At 39.6% G+C, this 20,107-nt stretch carries 12 protein-coding genes; all 12 read right to left on the bottom strand.

Annotated features, from left to right (window positions below; genetic code table 11):
* Positions 1 to 16: 16 nt before the first annotated feature.
* The 12 genes from NXX38_RS07375 to NXX38_RS07320 all read right to left on the bottom strand — a co-directional run bounded on the left by NXX38_RS07375 (position 17) and on the right by NXX38_RS07320 (position 20,096).
* Positions 17 to 1,480 carry a zinc-dependent metalloprotease gene (locus NXX38_RS07375; protein WP_258978941.1) on the bottom strand — a complete coding sequence of 488 codons (1,464 nt, stop codon included), beginning with the start codon at positions 1,478 to 1,480 and terminating at the stop codon, positions 17 to 19.
* Complete coding sequence (locus tag NXX38_RS07370) at positions 1,449 to 2,624, bottom strand: DUF5117 domain-containing protein (protein WP_258978940.1); 1,176 nt, start codon at positions 2,622 to 2,624, stop codon at positions 1,449 to 1,451. The genes NXX38_RS07375 and NXX38_RS07370 overlap by 32 nt, the downstream gene beginning before the upstream one ends.
* 8 nt (positions 2,625 to 2,632) lie before the next feature.
* A complete protein-coding gene (locus tag NXX38_RS07365; RefSeq protein ID WP_258981882.1) occupies positions 2,633 to 5,218 on the bottom strand; it encodes a zinc-dependent metalloprotease in 2,586 nt (861 codons plus the stop codon).
* Between the two features lie 95 nt (positions 5,219 to 5,313).
* Positions 5,314 to 6,948: a PKD-like family lipoprotein gene (locus tag NXX38_RS07360; protein WP_234131734.1), complete on the bottom strand. Its 1,635-nt coding sequence runs from the start codon at positions 6,946 to 6,948 to the stop codon at positions 5,314 to 5,316.
* Positions 6,949 to 6,969: 21 nt separating this feature from the next.
* A complete protein-coding gene (locus NXX38_RS07355) occupies positions 6,970 to 7,659 on the bottom strand; it encodes a DUF4843 domain-containing protein (RefSeq protein ID WP_195649674.1) in 690 nt (229 codons plus the stop codon).
* A gap of 26 nt (positions 7,660 to 7,685) precedes the next feature.
* Positions 7,686 to 9,107, bottom strand: coding sequence for a RagB/SusD family nutrient uptake outer membrane protein (locus NXX38_RS07350; protein ID WP_195649673.1), 1,422 nt, complete (start codon positions 9,105 to 9,107; stop codon positions 7,686 to 7,688).
* Between the two features lie 24 nt (positions 9,108 to 9,131).
* A complete protein-coding gene (locus tag NXX38_RS07345) occupies positions 9,132 to 12,500 on the bottom strand; it encodes a SusC/RagA family TonB-linked outer membrane protein (protein ID WP_195649672.1) in 3,369 nt (1,122 codons plus the stop codon).
* Between the two features lie 39 nt (positions 12,501 to 12,539).
* A complete protein-coding gene (locus tag NXX38_RS07340; RefSeq protein WP_258978939.1) occupies positions 12,540 to 13,724 on the bottom strand; it encodes a FecR family protein in 1,185 nt (394 codons plus the stop codon).
* 90 nt (positions 13,725 to 13,814) lie between these two features.
* Positions 13,815 to 14,384, bottom strand: a complete 570-nt coding sequence (locus tag NXX38_RS07335) for an RNA polymerase sigma-70 factor (protein ID WP_148367846.1) — start codon at positions 14,382 to 14,384, stop codon at positions 13,815 to 13,817.
* A gap of 226 nt (positions 14,385 to 14,610) precedes the next feature.
* A complete protein-coding gene (locus tag NXX38_RS07330) occupies positions 14,611 to 15,033 on the bottom strand; it encodes a lipocalin family protein (RefSeq protein ID WP_148367845.1) in 423 nt (140 codons plus the stop codon).
* A gap of 4 nt (positions 15,034 to 15,037) precedes the next feature.
* Positions 15,038 to 17,755: a prolyl oligopeptidase family serine peptidase gene (locus NXX38_RS07325; RefSeq protein ID WP_195649671.1), complete on the bottom strand. Its 2,718-nt coding sequence runs from the start codon at positions 17,753 to 17,755 to the stop codon at positions 15,038 to 15,040.
* Positions 17,739 to 20,096: a DPP IV N-terminal domain-containing protein gene (locus tag NXX38_RS07320; RefSeq protein WP_258978938.1), complete on the bottom strand. Its 2,358-nt coding sequence runs from the start codon at positions 20,094 to 20,096 to the stop codon at positions 17,739 to 17,741. The genes NXX38_RS07325 and NXX38_RS07320 overlap by 17 nt, the downstream gene beginning before the upstream one ends.
* Positions 20,097 to 20,107 lie beyond the last annotated feature (11 nt).

Genomic DNA, 20,107 nt, shown 5'->3' with positions numbered 1-20,107 from the left:
AAGAGAGAGAAATTTATTATTTTATCTCTACCGCTTTGTTTATGCGATAGATTAAAAGATCATAATGTGAACGATCAGCCTCAGGCATAGTCGAAATACTCTTTTCCAACATCTCTTTCGTACGCATCAACAGATCAAAATAATATGCAGCAACTTTCGTCTGATTCGTATAAATAGGCGGAACAGATGAAAAACCACTTATTTCTTCAGGAACCTGCAAAGAGCACAAATGATGCTCTACATTCTCTCCTTCACGTAAAGCCGTCAGATTAATTTCCGATTTCCGTGTATCTGCAAATGACGCCTTTGAAGCCTTAAAGCTACCAATAGGTGCAGTTACCGTAGAGGTGGCAATAATACTTTCCAGAAAAGCTGTCTGCAAAGCTTTCTCAACATTCTCCAACGGACGGCGTTTCAGAGTTCCTTCCCATACTACATTATAAATGTCATCCAAATATTCGGAAGCCGTATAAGCTGTTTCCGGGAAACGTTCCGTACACACTTCGATATAAGGCAAACGATTAAAGATATTCTTGAAAATATTCAAACGCATCATATCGGCCTTTTTATCAGCAATTGTAAAATCTGTAGCACGAGCCGTACTCTCTATCCAGTCCAGTTCTTTTGCCAGGCGAAGAACCCTATTCAATGCTGCCTTTTGCTTCTCGCGGTCTACCATCGAGTAACTCGGAATCACATCTTTTTCACGAATATCGTTAAGATAAATACCACCGACATACGAAAGAACCGCATATACACGACTGTTCAATCGATCACAAAGTGCTGAATATACCCGCTTCCGCATTGTCATATCCCTGTCTCCTTCTGAGAACCAAGTATAATAATTCTCACAACCGGTACGGATATTGGAAAGCATATAATCAAATGACTTCAAATGATCGTCTCCCAAACCGCCACGACTATTACGCGGATCCGAATCGAAACGGGGCTGACTACGTATATAAGCATAATGAGGATCTCCTGTGCGTTGACGAATCCAGCTATCCAACGTCACTTTCTCTTCTTGTAATGAAGAAGCATAAATAGGTTGGTACAGATATTTAATAACCAACTCATCATACGGTCCAGGGTTCGTATTAACTAAGCGTACTCCCTTCCGGACATCATCTGCCGTAGCTACATCATTAATCACTACCCCACCCATAACAGAAGAAGCCAAACCATACTTTTGTGTAAAGCTAGCAGAACGCAAAGAGTCTACCGGATAAGCAACAGAAGCTCCCCAGTTCGCAGAAAGTCCCAGCCCTGTTCCTACCGCCTGGGCAATAGCAGCCTGAATCAGCTCACCTTGTACCTCTTGTGGGAAAATGACAGTACGGACACGAGGATCGGTTGCTACAGTTGCCGCAATACGGTCTATATACTGTACACTGATCAGGTTTGCATTAATCAAAATAGAAGCATTCAAGATCTCACCGGTACGAGCATCAGAGTGAAGAGTTGTTTGTGCAGTATTCATCCATGGAAGCAGAATAACGGATGGTCATGCAGTCCAAACTGTGTGCATTAAACAAAGTGTCATTTTCAGGAAACTCCTTCACACAAATCACATTCTTAAAACCAATCTTTTCAAAAGCTTTATTCCAAGATTCCGCTCCAGCTTTAACATAAGGATGCCATTTGACGGGTAGTAAGCTATCAATATAGAATACTAATTGTTTCTTCGGTTCCACCAGTTCACCCCGACGATAAGCAGCAGAATCCGAAGGCTCAATCCGCCAACGTTTTACATAGCGTATATTCTTCACCTCTTGTCCAGCTCCGACAAAATCACTTTTCAACTGTGTGGTCAATCCAAGACGTGAATCAGCCAGGCGAGGAGTCATCGGCTCTTCGGGCAAAACGCATAACATTTTATTTACTACAGCCGTCAACGGAACATTCTCATACATGCTATAAGCTCCCATCAAGGTATGATTCACCTTATATGCCAATTCCTCACGAACGGTAATATTATCTCCGGAAGCAGAAACGCCTAAAATAGACGATTTATCAGATTCTAATGAGTGGTCGCGAGACACAAAACCATAATAGCCGTTAGCAGAAGTCGACGGAAAAGGTTTGGTAAAAGCCGAACCTTCCAAGAATAAGCTTTTCATATTCACCACAAGAGCCGAACTATCCGGCGTACACGCCAACACTTTAAAGCTCTTGAAGATGCCCGGATTATGTGAATTATTCAGCGCACGGGCGATATCAGAATCACCACTCGTATTGACAGGTTTGCTCAACAAAGGCATACGTGCCACGACTGTAGAATCGATCATCTCAAAACGCAGACGTACATCTGTTCCTCCCAACTGTCCCGGTGCACCTTCTCCCCCATCACTTGTATTCTCAATGGAAGATGTGAACAACAGCTCACGACCCAACATCGCAACCGGAAACTCCACATATATCTTGTCTTCCACCTTATGAATAGTCATCAACCCATGAGCTGTCTGTACTTTCTTATTCTTAAAAAGCTTCTGATAAGGTGTCAGTACTTCTTTCTTTTCCTCTTTTTTCTTCTTTTTAAAAGGCCATATCGCATTTCCGTCTTGTGGCAGGCAACACATAAAAAGAAGCAATAAACAAAGTATCTTACTATATCTATTTCTCATACTTCCTATCATTTTAATGCCTGGTCAATTTTGTACAACAATAAGCGATAATGGCGTTGCGTATCAGCAGAGCCGGTAGAAGCACTTGCTGCAACCAAGCTGCGGATTTTCTTCAGTTCACCGAAATAAACGTGTTCCATCGGTTCCAACGGAGCCTTTAAATCAACATCATCTTCAAAACCGCTAATTTCCTCCAGACGAGCTGCCTGCATCTCAGCATGCTTATTATTAAAACATCCCATAAACTCTTCCGAGATAATGCCGAAACGCTCACGCGAAGCAGCCTTCAACCATTCAGGAATTTCAATAATACCATACATATCCGTAATGCCTTTACGAGTCGCATTTTTAGCAACTCCAGTTACAGATCCTTCTATCAATTTTGTCAAATAATTCATCTGCAAACGCATCTCCGTATCTGTCAAAGTTTTACCAGCACGTGTTGGTGCCCATACAAAACGTTCGATATCTGCCAAATATTCTTTTTGAGTATAAGGAGCGGATGTTGCCTTGTTCGAGCAGATAGAAACAGCACCACAACGGGATAAAATACCATCAATAATCGCATTCTCCATTTGCATAGCTACAGAAGTACGAATAGGGAACTCTTTCAAGGTCTCATCCGCCTCCAACCAAGAAAGATCCTTCAACTCATTCAGCAAAAAATTCAATGCTTTTTTCTGTTGTTCTTTCGACACAGTCTGATAACTCGGACGTTGATCTCCATCATAACGCTCATTCAGGTAAATACCTCCGATATCTGCTAACACGAAGCTTAAATAGCGTACATATCCGTAGACAATCTCATCATATAAAGCAGTACGGAACTCAAAATCCTTATCTTTGTCTGCTACCCATTCATTAATATGTTTCAGGATATATTGCAGATTACGACGTCCATACTCTGAAGCTTTCACAGGATCATCCCCTAAATCTTCTTCTACGGAACTCGGATCAAAGCGACGTTTAAACTGCTGCTTACCATAACGATACTTAGGATCACCCGATTTCTCACTGATCCATTTGTCCAGTATAGGAATTTCTTCTTCAGATGTTTTCGCTTCAAATATCGGTTTATACAACCAAGAGATCGCATAATAATCATAAGCACCAAGTTCAGGAGGTGTCATACGTACTCCTTTCTCCTTATCACCCGGCTGTGCTATATAGTTATTACGTGCATAATCCATGATAGAATAGGTTGTTCCATATTCCTGAGTAAACTTCGGATCACGCAACGACTCTACAGGAATGGAAGAAGAACCCGCCATATTGTGCATCAGGGACAAAGTATGCCCTACTTCATGAGAAAGTACGTAAGCGATACAGTCTCCCAATAAATCTTCACGCAACACTACATCACGAACATCCTTATCTGCCGGTGCAGTTTGCAAGAAACGCCAGTATTGAACCAACTGCACAATATTATGATATACCGTTACTGATGCGTTTATAATCTCTCCCGAGCGAGGGTCAATCCAAGAAGGTCCCATTGCGTTAGCTACTGTAGAAGGGGCATAACGGATACAAGAATATTTGATGTTTTCCGGATCAAAGTTAGGATCGTCTTTAGGAAAATCCTTTGCTATAATCGCATTCTTAAAGCCAATCTTCTCAAATGCTTTCTGCCATACCTCAACTCCTTTATGAATGTATTTATTCCAACTCAACGGAAATGCATCATCAATATAGAAAATAATAGGTTTTTTAGGCTCTACCAACTCTCCACGCAGATATGCGGCAGAATCCGATGGTTCCAGATTCCAACGATGAGCAATATGGCGAGTACGCAATCCGCGTCCTTCGGAAGCAAACTCAACAATAGAGTGTTCGAAAATACCAATACGCGGATCGGCATAACGATGACGCATCGGCTTTTCCGGCAACAAGATAAAGCTACGGTTCATCACAGCCGAGAAAGGCATGTTTTTTACTGCATAACTTCCTTTAGCTCCTACACTTACTTTATAAGTCAGCAAGGAACGAACACTGATATTGTCTTCGAAGCCTTTGATGCCTTGTATAAAAGAACTTTCCTTTTCAAAATTCTTATCAACGCTCCCTCCCATCATTTCTATCAATGAATAAGGAGAGAAAGGAGAAAGCATTTTCTTATCACTCAACAGATAGCTGGTCATATCAAATACAACCGCGGTACTGTCATTATTGTAAGCCTTTATCTCAAAAGTTTCGGCGATAGCCGGCATTGTACTACTCTGCAAACGTTTTTTAATCTCACGATCGTCCGAGCATTGTCCTGCCTGCACACGACGCAATGTAATCGTTGAATCACGCTGCACGAAACGAATCAAGAAAGGATCACCAGACTTCTCTCCTACACATCCAAACTGATTGTCCGTTGTTTCTGCAATTGTAGATCCCAACAGAATATCACGATTGAGCACTTTGAGCGGCAACTCAAAATAAACTTTGTTATCAAACTGATGAAGAGTGATGAAACCTTTTGCCGTCGTGACTTTCTTACCCTTAAACAGCTTATCATACTTGGTTTCTTTTTTCTCTTTCTTTTTTGTCGTAGCTTCTGTTGAAGCTTTTTTCTTGCTTTTCTTCTTGGCCACAGCGGGAGTAATCATAGCCCCGCATAATGCAACCAAAAGAAGTAAATAGATTTTTTTGTACATTACTATATATTTCCTTTAAGTGTTTTCCTTTTTCATATTTGACAATTTTACCAGGAATCACGAGTTGCCTTCCGTTTGAAAAGCACTTGCACAATTTTGCCTAAACTTTCTTGTTTAAACAACACTTTTTTATCACTATCCCCATTTTTAATCACCTCTTCTAATACCGACTTACTTAAATCCAGCACATAAAAGTCTCCATTTTCCAATCCTACTCCAGCGTGTCCTTCGTATGCACCACCTCCGGTGTCAATTCCTGTTATCGGTGCGTTAAATGTAGCAAACTTTACCAATTTTTTACCTGCATCGCCTTCAAAATAGTATAAATAAAGGATATTATCGCTACTAAATAACAAGTATGGACGATCTGTTTGTTGATAATAGCAAAGTGAATACACGTTTTTCTTACCTGCACCTATCAATCCGTCAAAAGGGACTTCATCTTGACTATTAAAATAAGCACCTGGAGGATAAGAACCACCTGTATAATCATCCACCTCAAAATCTTGAATATAGTATTTTCCTCCTTTCTCTATAACAGATTTATAACTTAAAGAACCACCCCAATCATAAGGAGATTCTGCAACGCCAATATAATGTACTACACACCCCTCCATATTGTCAAAACGTTCATCCCAAGCTTCTAAAGCAAGTACATTACCTGAATAATTCTTTTCTGTCATGCCACCTCCAATTACAAAAACTTCAGTTTTCAGGTCAGCTATATGTAAATAACGATTAGAATTCTTATCAAATAACAAAGTTCCTCCATGCGTATAAAACTCAGGCGTCTTGGCTATCATAGTTCCATCTACAGGATTGCCTTCATAAAGTAAAGGTCTGTCATCCAAAAAATAATTAGTATTAAATAACTCGTACACATCCTTTACGCGAGTATAAATTTTACCATCCTTCCCTATAGCCATTGAAAGATAGATCATATCATATACACTTTGCGGTTCAAATCCTTGCGGATAACTGGCATTAATGAACATGGCCGGCAATGTTCCTTCTATTTGGTATGAGCTACCGGATACATCCACACAGCCTTGACCTCCTTGTTGAGTAATCCACAACCAGCTTGTATTATCTTCCCCTTCCCATTGAGTAACAAAATGTTGCTCCATAGATAGCGGTTTTCCACCCAACGATGCCCCTTCATTAGAAAGACCAAATACATCTTTAGTAACATCCAATGTGTATTTCCGATCTTCCTCATTTTCTGCTTCCGTACGAGTGGGACGCATATAAGTCAACATCGTTGTCCCATCTTCTTTGGCCGACAAAACCACCCAAGCACTCGAAGCATATGGAGAAATAACCGATATCAATGCTGTACCGAAATAAGTCACACCAGTAATTTCATCCTTTACAGCCAAACGCAAATCCTTATATTGTCCCGGATCGTCCACAATCCAATTCAAATTTCGTTCTGTAGATATCTCCTTCCCACCGAAAGTCCACGAGTAGGTTAATTCATTCGATTCCTTTCCAACTGCGAACTCCAAGTTGGGAGTTATTTCCAATTTATCTCCCATCACGTATTCATTGTTTTCCAATGGGATGTGTATCGTGATATCATTCATCTGCCGATAATCATAGTTTCCCTTATCCTCATAACAAGCCGAGAATAGGCAACATGATAAAATCACCGCTACAAACATTAATTTTATCTTAATCATTTTCGTCTTCATTCTATAAAATTAGTAAATAGGTACGGTCATAGCCTTTCCATCGTCCTCTTTTAAACCATATAGTGCAATGGCATCCTTCAAGCGTAAGGCACATTGGCGTTTTTGTGAAGCATTCATACTACCAAAATCAGCTGCTCCCTCACCACCATATTGTACCAAAGCTCTGTACTTGGCACGTGAATAAGTGCCCAAATAAACGTTCTTCACATCCTTATCCCACCATAATGGCTGACTTTCCACAGCATTGAACACCACTCGAATAGTATCAAAGTTCTGAACACTCCCCGCGAAATAATCGTTTGCCTCAATCTTCAATAGAAGCGAAACATCTTCAGTCAAGTTTTCTGTCTTAATAAGTTTCAACTCCAAATTATCCGTAGCAGAATTTGCTTTAAACACAGGATTCTGAGGGATACTATAATTTTCAGGCAAAGCTGTGGTTTTTTCTTTCACAACACCTATCTTGTAAGGAGCATCCTTCGTAAACGGATCACCTACTAATCCCAAACTAATTTTTACAGTCAATTCATTATCTAACGGATAGTTATTGAAAGAAACCCGAATTGCATTTTCATCTTCTTCAGCATCTTTCAATTGACTAAAATATAAGTATTGCCCACCATAATATGATTCTATCTCATCTTCCGAACAGGAAAACAAACAGCAAGCAAAAAGTAACAACAATATATATGGTTTCATAAATATGTACATAATCATTTTATTCATTAAATATCTTCATTCTCTGGAAGGTCGAATACAAATTTCACATTATCGGACAATGATTTATCATTGAAACGCTTGTATTGAAAATAAAGCTGTCCCTCACCCACAAATTCTTTACGCATCTCTTTCAGTAATTTTCTCCTAAAGTCCTCCATTGAAGAGAAATTAGAAGAACTAGAAATCAGTCCTCTTGCCGAACGAACCTTGTCAACCATCTTCCCCGCCTCTGTGAAATTCCCATTTTGGGCATAATACTCTGCCATAATGTAGTACATTTCACTCAAACGAAGTACCGGAATAACATCATATCCCGTTTCTGATTCCTCTAATAAGTATTTCTTAGAATATTGTAAGCTTCCCAAATTGCTGACCCATACCTTTCCCCGCTGATCCTCACTTGAACCTTCATAAATATCTTCTACATTGAACAAGAATAAGTTATCATTACCACTTGTTACAAAAGGCTTGTAATCATCAAGCAACGTTTCACTATTCACAGAAAAAATCAAATTCGTACAATCCTTCATATCACCACTCAACGTTTCTGTAAATCCAAATAACGTTTTTTTGTTATTAGAAGCTTTTGTTACCTCATCTGCACAATCAAACGCTTTCTTATATTCCTTTTCCCACATATATACTCTTGCTAATAAAGCAGTAACAGCATAATAATTCATACGGAATCCACGAAAAGCAAAGAAAACCTCTTCAGGAAGCTCACCAGCAAGTCCCTTTCCAAACATACGGTATTCTGTTTCCATCCACACCGGATGTTTCTCCACATCACACTTTGCTACCAACTTCTGTGCTTTCAACAAGTCAGCTTCTATTTTTTTCAAAATATCAGCATTAGAATAATATGCAGTACTTATCACCGGATAAGAATCTACGTAAGGAATATAGCTTTTCCCATCATTTACCTCCATAGAAGGAGCAAACATACGAAGAATATCGAAATGAAACAATGCCCGTAATGCTAACGCTTCTCCCCAAACCAAGTCCCTTTCCATCTCATTCTCAACAAAAAGAGCAGGATCAGCTTCACTCACCATACTAATAAGTTTATTACATCCGGCGATGGCATTATAGCTTTCGGTCCATAATCCTGAAATGATCGACTTTACATCGGTATCATCATATTTATATGAAGCTGCTTTAGCATAAACCTCCGTAGCTTTCATCTTCTCTGTCAGATACTGCTGTCCTAATACTTCTATAAAGCCCCAACTCATATTTTTGCCGTAAAGAGTACTTCCCGACAATTGCAAATAAAGCCCATTCAATGCATTGCGGTAACCATCTCCATTGCTATACATATCGTCAGCGTTCACCTCGTTGCTCGGTGATACTTCCAACCAATTACAGCTACTCATCAAAAGCAGAGTAAGCAACGAACATAATATGTTTTTTTTCTTATTTATCATTATTCTAACTTTAACAGTTTCAAATTATAAACTCATTTTAAGTGATATAGCAAAAGAACGAGAATACGGATAATCCAATCCACGTTCAGCACGTACTGTAGACACATGGAAAAGATCGTTACCAGAAAGTTCTAATCGCAACATGCCTAAATGATACTTCTTCAACCAAGAAGAATCAAAATCGTAACCCAATGTAAGTGAATTAAACGTCAGCATATTATAATCCTGTATAAAACGACTAGTAGGACGAGTGGTAGCAACCAATTGAGTCTGCAATGCAGCATACGGTGTACGATCCCCTACATTTTGCCAACGTCCAGTCAAGACCCGACGGTCTACGTTCTGTGATGAAATACGGGCATTCTCAACCTTATCTATCAAAGTACGATTGTAACGCTGTCCACCAAATTCATACAAGAAAGAAGAAAATAAAGTAAAATTCTTCCAACGCAAATTCAACCCAAAAGAACCTTGGGCCTTCGGCTCTTCATTACCTACCACCACTTGATCGGCAGCATGCCAATCGTAAGTGATAGTTCCATCACGTTTCACAAATATCTCCTTGCCATCAGACGGATTAATCCCCAATGAACGTACAGCAAAGATAGAGGTCAGTGAACCACCTTCCACATATTGCAGATGAGTATCCGCATACTCTTGTTTGGTTCGCTCATATGCTTTGTCATAATCTTCATATTTAGCCAAAACCTTGTTATTGTAATCTTTCAGACTATCTGAGATTTTTAAAATTTCATTTTTATTGTGTCCTAAGTTAGCATACAAAGCCACCATCCAGTCCTTGGTATTAAGTAACGTACTTCTAATTTGAACCTCTATCCCCTTATTCATCACCTCTCCGATATTATCCTTATAAGAAGTAAATCCTGTAGAACTAGGTAGTGTAATATTAGTCACCAAGTCTTTTGTCTTTTTACGGTAATAAGAGAAATCCATTTGAAACAGTCCATCAAACATATTCAAATCAACACCAAAGTCCCAGTTTCCTGTCTTTTCCCAACCTAGATTAGAATTCCCCAAAGCAATAAGCGAAGCTCCAAGCCCGGTTTTATACCATCTATCTGTAGTAATACGATACATAGTTTGTGCATCGTAGGGAGAAAAGTTTACCTTACCTGTCACGCCGTAAGTTGTACGAATTTTCAAGCGATCAAGCCATTCCCAATCTTTCAACCTTTTATAGTTATGAATATTCAACCCTACCCCTCCTGAGAAGAAAGGAGCAAAACGATTATCAGATCCAAACTCTGAGTTTCCATCAAAACGGGTAGACACATCAGCAAGATAAATATTATCATACGAATAGTTGAAGGTAGCCAAAGCACCCAACAAGCGGCTCTTCATATCAGACGCAGAGGGATTACCATAAATAGAGTGCGCATATCCCGGCGCAGAGAGTGTTCCTGAAGGGAATCCCCGATAGGATATAGCCAATCCATTACCTGCGCTGGACCTAGCATTCACACCTGCCAGAAAATTAAGATTATTCTTCTTTATACTATGATTATAAGAAATAGTCAAATTTGCATCCCAGCTCAAGCTATTACTAGTTACTACGTCCAATTGTCCGGAAACAACATTATTAAATGCAAGTTTTTCTTCATTTTTTTGCGAACGGGGATCTAAAAAATCATTTGCTTCCGAATTTGACTTCGTAATACTAAACTGCCCCTTCAATAACCAGTGGGGAGTGATATTCCAAAGTAACTCGATATTGTCAATTAACTCCCATGATTTATCATGACTATAACTACCCAAAGTAGCTTCATATAAAGGATTTTCACTCCCGTTTGTGGCATTCCACCCATAAGTCGTTTTCAAATAATTCCCATATTCATCCAAATACTCATCATACGGCAACTTAGAAGTATAATCAGAGAAACTTCCATAAGGAGAGTCTGACGATTTAGTATATGTATAAGATAGATAATTACGCAATTGGAATGCCCCCAATCTATAAGACAACGAAAGCCCGGCTGACATACGATCACGAAAAGATTCCTTCATCACACCTGCATCTTTGTGATAAGAGAGATCAACTCCCCAACGCAGGTCTTCCGTACCACCATCTAAATAGAGACTATGTTTATGATTAAAAACAGTACGTAATGGTTTTGATAACCAATATGTATTCACTCCACGAACTACATTATTCAACTTTTTATTATAAATCTCATCCAATTTATTTTGTTCAGTAATATAATTCTCACTTTTCGGATCAGCCTTAAATAGCTTTGCAGCTACTTCTGTTTCCAACTTTTCGCGTGCATCCATAAGGTTATAATCCGTCAAATCCGGATATTCCAATGTTCCTGTAAAATTATAGTTCACATTAATCTTACCCGGTTTAGGAGTTACAGTGGTAATAATAACCACACCATTCGCAGCACGTGAACCATACATTGCCGTAGCAGCAGCATCTTTCAAGATAGTAATACTCTCAATACGACTCGGATCCATATCGTACAACTTTTGCACAGAGATCTCAAATCCATCCATAATGAAGGTAGGAAGATTCGGATTATTTTCCAAAGATGACTTAGAAAGACTTTCCGCATCCAGCTCGGTTGTTCCAATACCGGAACGGCCACGAATATACAATTCTGGCACTTTATTCGGATCTGAACCGGCCAGATTATTTTCTGCAATACGAAAAGAAGGATCAAATACCTGCAGAGCCCCCAATACATTGGTTTTTGACACTGACATTAATTGATCTGCAGAAACAGTCACCGAAGTTCCTGTAAAACTATTCTTACTAATTTTCACATAACCGGTCACCACGACTTCATCCAGCTGCTTTTCGTCCGGCTTCATCACTATTCGCAAAGGTTTATCATTGACAACTTTTATTTCCTGTGCACTCATACCTAAATAAGAGATTGACAATACAGGATTGTACTGATTCGATAAATTAATAGAAAATTTGCCCTGACTGTCTGTTACCGCTGAAGTATTTGTTTTTAGTAACTTGATATGAGCTCCCGGCAAGGGTCCTCCTTCTTCATCTACTACAACTCCGGTTACAGTTTTTTTCTTTTCTTTTGGCTGTTGATATACAATAGTCACAATATTGCCTTCAATCTCGTAAGTATAGCCTGTATTAGCCAATACTTTATCCAAAACTTCAGTAATAGGTTGCCCCTTACTTTGGATCGTGATACGAGACATACTCTTTACTTGCTCAGTGTTATAAATAAAGTTCAAGCCTGTCTGAGCTTTCACTGCATCAAAAAACTCTTTAACTGATGCAGACTTTAAATTAAGGGATACTTTCATTGAATTAGACTGCGCTGTTGCCGATATCGGTGCGAACAACAGAAAAATAATACAGAGAGACATCACAATACGCTCTCTGGCCCTTTTTATTTGCATGGACTCCTCCTTTTTTAGTAAATGTGGTTAATAATTGTTTTATTCTCTTCTAATAATAATAGCTTCGCCTTCAACATCCATTTTCAGATGAGTAACTCTTTGAATTGCTTTTAATATAGGGATTATGGAACCGTAACGATCAAGGTCGCCGGTAAAACGTATCGTCTTTATATCTTCATCTTCAAACATTATCTTCTTATCATACCAACGGGATATCACCTCCATAAGAGTTTCCAAAGAACAATTGTCAAATACAAAACGCCCACTATTCCAAGCTATATAAGGTGATATGTCTACCTTGCTGATTTGAACATCTTGTGTTGCTCCATTTAGTACAGCCAGTTCTCCAGGATGTATCTTATGTTCATCTCCCTGATTAGGAAGGACACTGATAGCCCCTTCCACCAGTACCACTTTCGTGACTCCGGCTACATATGTATTAACATTAAAAGAGGTACCATATTGCTTGACAATCCCATTTGCTGTTATAACCCGAAACGGTCGTTTGTCATCCTTAGCTATTTGAAAATAAGCCTCTCCATCCAAATAAACAGTACGGCTAACAGTGCTAAAATGCGACGGATACTTTAAAGTTGTGTTATAGTTCAAATGAACTTTTGTTCCATCCTCAAAGGTGAGCCAAAATTCACTATCATCATAAGTGACTAATTTATTATTGTCAGTAGCAGCAACTTCTTCATTTTCTGTTTGTGTTTCTTTCACAACCTTGGGGGATAACACCGGCAAAATAGTCGAATCCTGCAATGATTGATTAGTAACCGATTTCAATTCAATTTCTTGCCCACCGGCCAATACAAGGATAGCTTTCTGCTTTCCCATCTTTTCCGACCGTAACATTGCTAATTGATCGTCCTGTACTCTTACAGGTCCGGTATCGGCATTTCGCCACATTCCAACCCAAATGGCTGCACCAATAATCACGGGTATCATAAGGATAGCAGCATATTTCCAAAGCATTCTGCGATGGATTCCACGAACTTGAAAATGTTTTTTCTGAAATTTTTTCCATGCCTGTTCTTCGTCTACCGTTGCAGACAGACGATATCTTTCAGCCAAATCAGTACCATGCATTAAACATTCATAGTTCTTTTTATTTTCCAAAGAACTTTCAATCCAAACCTGCAATCGCTTCCTTTCTTCTTCTGAAAGCCGTCCTAGTAACTGATCATGAATTACAGAATTTATGTTTCTTTTACGTTCCATTATATGTTTTTGCATCATTTATATAAAAGACGACTAAACAGATAAAATGAGGGACAAGTTAAAGCAACTTTTTTTTAAGAAACATCTTTTCTATGGAAGAATAGACAAGAGCAACGCAAAATGATGTGGACCTAATTTTTTCCTAAGAAAAGACATTGCCCGTTTCTTTTGTGTCTTAACGGTCTCAAGAGAAACACAAAGCACGGCTGCTATTTCCTCGTTTTTCTTACCTTCCATATACAACAAAAAAACTTGTCTGCAACGTTCTGGCAAAGAGTCAATAGTCATAAACAGTTGGCGAAAAATCTCCTCAGTGAAGAAACCATCCTCCTCATCATCTCCTATACTGTATGCCTGATGTGATTCTATTATCTTTTGCAAATAATCAAATTCAACATCCTTATGCTTGAGATAATCAATTGAAGCATTCCGAACGGAATTATATAAATAAGCCTTAAATGACACCAATGACTTAAATGACATTTGCTTTTCCCAAATGGTAGAGAACAGCTCCTGTACAATATCTTCTGCAGCTCCAGATTCCCCTGTTATCTGTATTGCATAGCAAACCAATGCCTTATAATAAGTTTTATAAAGCATACGAAAAGCTGTAGCATCCAGTTTATTTATCTGCTCTATGGAAATCTCTTTGCTATCCATTTTGGGTATTTTGTGCCAAAAATACAATTAAATAGCGATATTCCATACTAAATATAATATTAAATTACTCAGAGCATACCTCATGAAATTAATATTTTTTTACACAGAAAGATACAATTCAGATACTAAAATAACAAAAAACGCCCCATCATAATCACTACGACAGGGCGTTTTCATTAGCAACACGATGCTAATATTAACACTAAATTATTAAGAGAGAGATTTATTACTTCTTGTCAGGAGCTACTTCAGGAGTAACCAATTTCTTGATTGATTTCATATTCAGATATAGAAAAGCCAATCGCGGAGGTCCATCCTGAGCTACCAATTCCAAAGAATCAGTTGTCAACTTTCCAATGCGTTCACGTGTTTTATACACTTCTACCTTTCCATCGTCTTCCTTGCTGAAACCTTCGATAATCAAATAACCGTCCTTATCAATCTTCCAAGTCTTTAAATCCAAAGAAGGAATATTAACAGCAGAACATTTCCCGCCTTTTTTAAACTCAAATCCTTTGAGTTCACCAGTAGATTCATAGGTATAAGGATTACACCATTTACCAATAATTTGTTTTTCCACCTTGTCTTGTCCGTAGCTGCTGAATGCAAAGCAAGACAGAGCTATTACTGTAATTAATAGTTTCTTCATTTTTTTATTTTTCTAATAAGTCATATTTTTGATCAATTCCGCGTTCTCTTAGATGAATACCCTCTTTCATCCAACGCGGCTCTTTTGTTCCTTTCAGGTAATAGTCAAAGAACTGCATCATCCGAATGGTCCAATCTTTCTGAGCGGCCTGACTACTAAGGAAATGTCCCTCGCCCTTGTAGTTAAGATGCCATGCCGGACGCTGTAAACGACGCATAGCCAGATAAAGTGCACGACCTTGTTCGTAAGCAACGGCTTCATCCTTATCATTATGCCAAATTAGCAATGGTGTATGTATCTTATCTGCCTCTATGAGAGCCGAACTTGCCAAATACTTATCCTTGGCTTCCCACAATGTCTTTCCCATACGACTTTGCCATTCTTCGTACATGAAATAACGCGGCAAGCCGCTACCATTACGGATTCCCAGATAACCAGTCACCATATCAGTAATAGGAGCTCCGATATTAGCACAAGCGAATATATCTGTCTTTGTCACCAGATAACTGGTTTGAAATCCTGACCAGCTATGCCCTTGCAAACCTATCTTCCCCGGATGTGCTATCCCCTGTTCTATCAAATATTTTGTTCCACTTACCACGGCATCGTAACAACTCTGCCCAGGTGTTCCTATGGTGAAGTGTACATCCGGCATAAATACAACATATCCATTGCTGACAAAATACATCACATCCGCCATTGCACTGCTCAACATAGGAGCATGATAAGTATTCAATCCTCCGGAATGTGTCTCGTAAAACTGCACCAGTACGGGATATTCTTTTTTTGCATCATAATCTTCCGGCAGATAAAGTATTCCCTTATTAGGTTTATTCTCATAATTGGTCCATTCCACTAACTTTGCAGTACCCCATTTGTATTCACTTTGTTGAGGATTAGCATTCGTTATACGAATTGGATCAGAGAAATCAGATTTACTCCACCACAGATCACGAAATTCTGATATATTCTGACGATTCCAGATACAAAACTTCTGATTGTCAGAGAAACGATGAATTGCATAGATATAAGGACCTTCTGCGAGCTTCTTCAAGCGACCTTTCATGTCAAGTAAATAAACACCTTCATCCATTGTGTTTTCATCCCATACGCTGACCATGACCGTCTCGTTCGGTTCGAATACTTCCTTATCAATATTGCTGGTCATTTTACGGATAGATTTCTGATTTTTACGACCATATCCTTTGGTTAAACATTCTGGTTGACTCTCTCCGGTCAAATCTATTTTCCACCAGTCATAAGCGTCATAAATCAGCACATGATTACCATCGGCAGTCCAGCCTGCAATACCATAAGCAGGTGCAGGATTCGGTTTGTCATAAGTCTCCTCGAATACAGGATATCCAATAGCCGTTGAAACATCAGTAACCTCACCCGTTGTTCCGTCAAACTTATTCCACACTTGTGCAACAGGATCATACATTACAGCCCATTTGCCGTTCATCGACCACTTCGGTCTTGTCCGATAACTACGTCCTACTAACCGCTTTTCCCCCGTATGTACATTCACAGAATAGACATCAAATGGTATATCATGATGCCATTCCTTCTGCATATGGTAAGGGGTTTCGTCTGTATAAAGTACATGATGAATCTCTTCCGCACGGTCCGGCACCAACAAATCAGCATAATCCGGAGCCACTTCCGTCACTTTTTTGGAAGCAATATCATAAATATATTTCGAATATTGAGGACGGAAATAACGGCTGCGAGTCTGCAAAGGAGGAACTTCGCATTCATTCCAAGTCCACAATTCCAGTTCGAAACTCTTATCCGGCTTTGCCTCTTCTTTATTTTGCTCCACTTTTTCCTGACAAGGCCGGAGTTCCATCGTCAGAAACGCCTGACTATGCGACAGACTAGCGCGAACAAGTTCCATCCCAGTAGGAAGAACAATGTTTTTACGATCGAATACCAAATCACAGGTATTCTTCTTCAAAGAAAAATTGTACCATAATGAATCTTTCACACAAAACTCTCCTGTCATCCGCTTTGTATTCAAACTGAAAGAAGCCGGTTCCTTCTTTACAGGACTCTGATAAATAGTCTGATAAGGTCCGGCCAGTGGTCCATAGCACAAAGCATTACCCTTCGCTTGTCTGTGTACAAAGACAATAGACCGTCCCTCATTGTACAAAGTATAATAGCCAATACTGTCAATCTGGAAAGCAGTGCCGGTTTTGATATTACGAACCACTAAACGATCAAAAGAAGGAACATGATTGATTGTATCTTTCGGAACGTTTGTTACTGAAACCGAATAAGGAGTCCCATTTACCGGTCGAAAAATTTCTTTATACGCCCATTCGGTCTTTACACCTGAAGGCAACTCCATCAAAATCGTTTTCATATTTCCCACAGAGTCCGCCTTCTGATAAGAAAGAGCCTGATCCGAATTATAAAAATCTATGTTTTCCACATCATCCAACAAAATCTCCTTACGGGTACGTGTATCAAACAAATGCAAAGTGTTTGCCTCTTTGTTTTCAGGATTATATTCCATAGGAGAAATCCGATAGGTTACCCATCGTCCTGTCGGAGAAATATCAGGTGATTCGACACGTTTCCACGACATACAGGCTTCAATATCTAGCGGTTTCTTCTGTGCATGAGCATCGACATTCGGAACAAAACCGATTAACAACCCTACCATTAATCCGATTCCCATTTTTGTCCGCTTCATTTTATCTTCTCCTTTCATCTTTTATCATATCTTTATTCAAATCAACATCACAATCCGCCGAATTGTCGTACAACAACAAACGTGCAAAATGACGCCACATTTTATGCTCAAAAAAGCTCTCGGACTCACCGAAGAATCCATGAGTACATTTCGGCAGCACAAACATATCAAAGTCCTTGTCCGCTTTAATCAATGCATCTACCAGACGTAAAGTATTGGCCGGATTCACAGTCTGGTCTATGGCACCGGTAAACAACAGCAATCCATGCTTGTAATTCTTCGCCAGTTCCTGATTCGGACGCACACGTACACTATAATCATACGTTTTGCTTTCTACTCCCAAACTGTCTTTAGTCGTTGTCACCTTCTCATCTACACCATAATGAATCTCCACGAAACCTTTATTATAAATACGATTGTCATGGTTACCAGCCGATGAGACAGCAGCCGAATAAAAGTCCGGATAAGTGCAAATAGCAGCAGCCGACATAAATCCGCCGCCTGAGTGACCGTAAATACCTACCTTGGTAGCATCTATAAACGGATAGCGGGCAGCCAGTTGCTCAATAGCATATTTATCATCCGCCAGCGGATAATCACGCATATTGTTATATCCGTAGGTGTGATAAGCCTTTCCACGCATCGGAGTACCGCCTCTGTGCCCTACGGTAATTACAATAAATCCCAATTGAGCCAAACGGGTATTATAAACATCATTTATTGTAAAACGAGTCGGCACATACTCGAAGAACGGCCCCGGATAAACATTCGAAATGATAGGGTAAACTTTCGTCGAATCAAAATCGGCGGGCTTCCACATCACACCATAAAGGTCGGTTACTCCGTCGGCTGCTTTTACTTTAAAACGTTCCGGAGCTTTCCAGCCCATTTCATAGACAGGTTGCAAGTCTGGTTTCTCCAATGTCATGATTACCTTCCCATTCCGGTTACGAACCACATTTACCGGCTCCTGCGACACGGTAGAATATGAATCTACCAAATAGCGGCAGGACGGAGAGATACTGGCTTCGTGTGACGCATTCTCCGGCGTCAACAGACGGAGTGCATTCGGACGATCCAAATGAGCTTCATAAAGAATATAGTAATAAGGGTCAATTCCTTTCTCCCGTCCGTAACCATAGAAATACATCTTGCGTCCGATAGTATCAATCTGCGCAACCGGACCGGCTACCCAAGTACCGTCTGTCAGTTGATTTTTCAGGTTTCCTGTTGCTGTATCATACAGATAATAATGCCCCCAACCGTTACGTTCGGAACGGAACAGGATTTCTTTTCCGTCATTCAGGAAAGAAACATTACGCATCTGATAATCGAGATACGGCTTATTTTCTTCATGAATCACCACACGCACTTTTCCGGTCTCTACATCCACTTCGCAAATATCCGACTGGTTCCATGTACGGTTATAACGTTGGAAGTACAAGCGTTTTCCGTCTTTTGACGCATACAATACATCAATATACTGATCCGGCCAACGATTGATATCCACCTTCTTAACTTCCCGCTTGTCTATATCTCCCAACAGTAATTCATATTGAGTCACGTTTTTATCGCCGGCCAATTCGGCTTTATAAGGAATCAATTCAGGAGAAGGCTTGGATAAAGAATTAATAACCCACAAGTCACGAACCTTTCGGTTGTCTTCACGGACAGCATAGAAACGGTGGCTTCCCGGAATCCAGTGAGCTGATTCGGCTCCGAAACGACCTTCCATCTTACCTTCGTCTTCACGATTGAATGTATAATCCGGCATACCGTCCGTCGTCAATTGAACCGGGATTGTATCCTGTCCCTTTTTCGGGTTTCCAACGAAATACAAATTATCCTTGCTGGCGTAAAGAAAATACAAGCTATCTGGAGAATATTTCATCCAATACGGGTCGCCAGTCTTATAAGTCGGCTTCTCATCAAGTTGCTTCAATTCTTTCGTATGGATATTGTATGTATAAAGTCCACTGTCAAAATCAATACGAATAGTTTCGTTGTCTTCCATAAATGTGAAAGACAAATGCGGATCTGCTGAAGAATAGGCTTTCTTAGTATATACTGCAATTTTGCTCAATAACTCATCCGTATCAAACAACAAGCATTTCTTCTTTTTCTTCGGATTAACATAATAGTATTTCTTCCCTTCACGTGTTGTAAAGGAGTAATAAAAACAATCCGTATCGTTGATAAACCTCGGCCTGACTTCTGTAGAATACTTAGCTATAGGGTTCTGCTCCAACAAACGGAACTTTTCCGCTAACTGATAATTCGCTTTTTGTTGTGCACCAGCAAGGTTGCATGATACTAAAGCAACTGCCAAGCACAAACATCTAAAGAGATGGTTTTTCATAAAATCTTATC

The organism is Bacteroides sp. BFG-637 (assembly GCF_024793605.1).
Lineage (GTDB): Bacteria > Bacteroidota > Bacteroidia > Bacteroidales > Bacteroidaceae > Bacteroides > Bacteroides vicugnae.
This window is presented reverse-complemented; position numbering and strand designations above follow the sequence as displayed.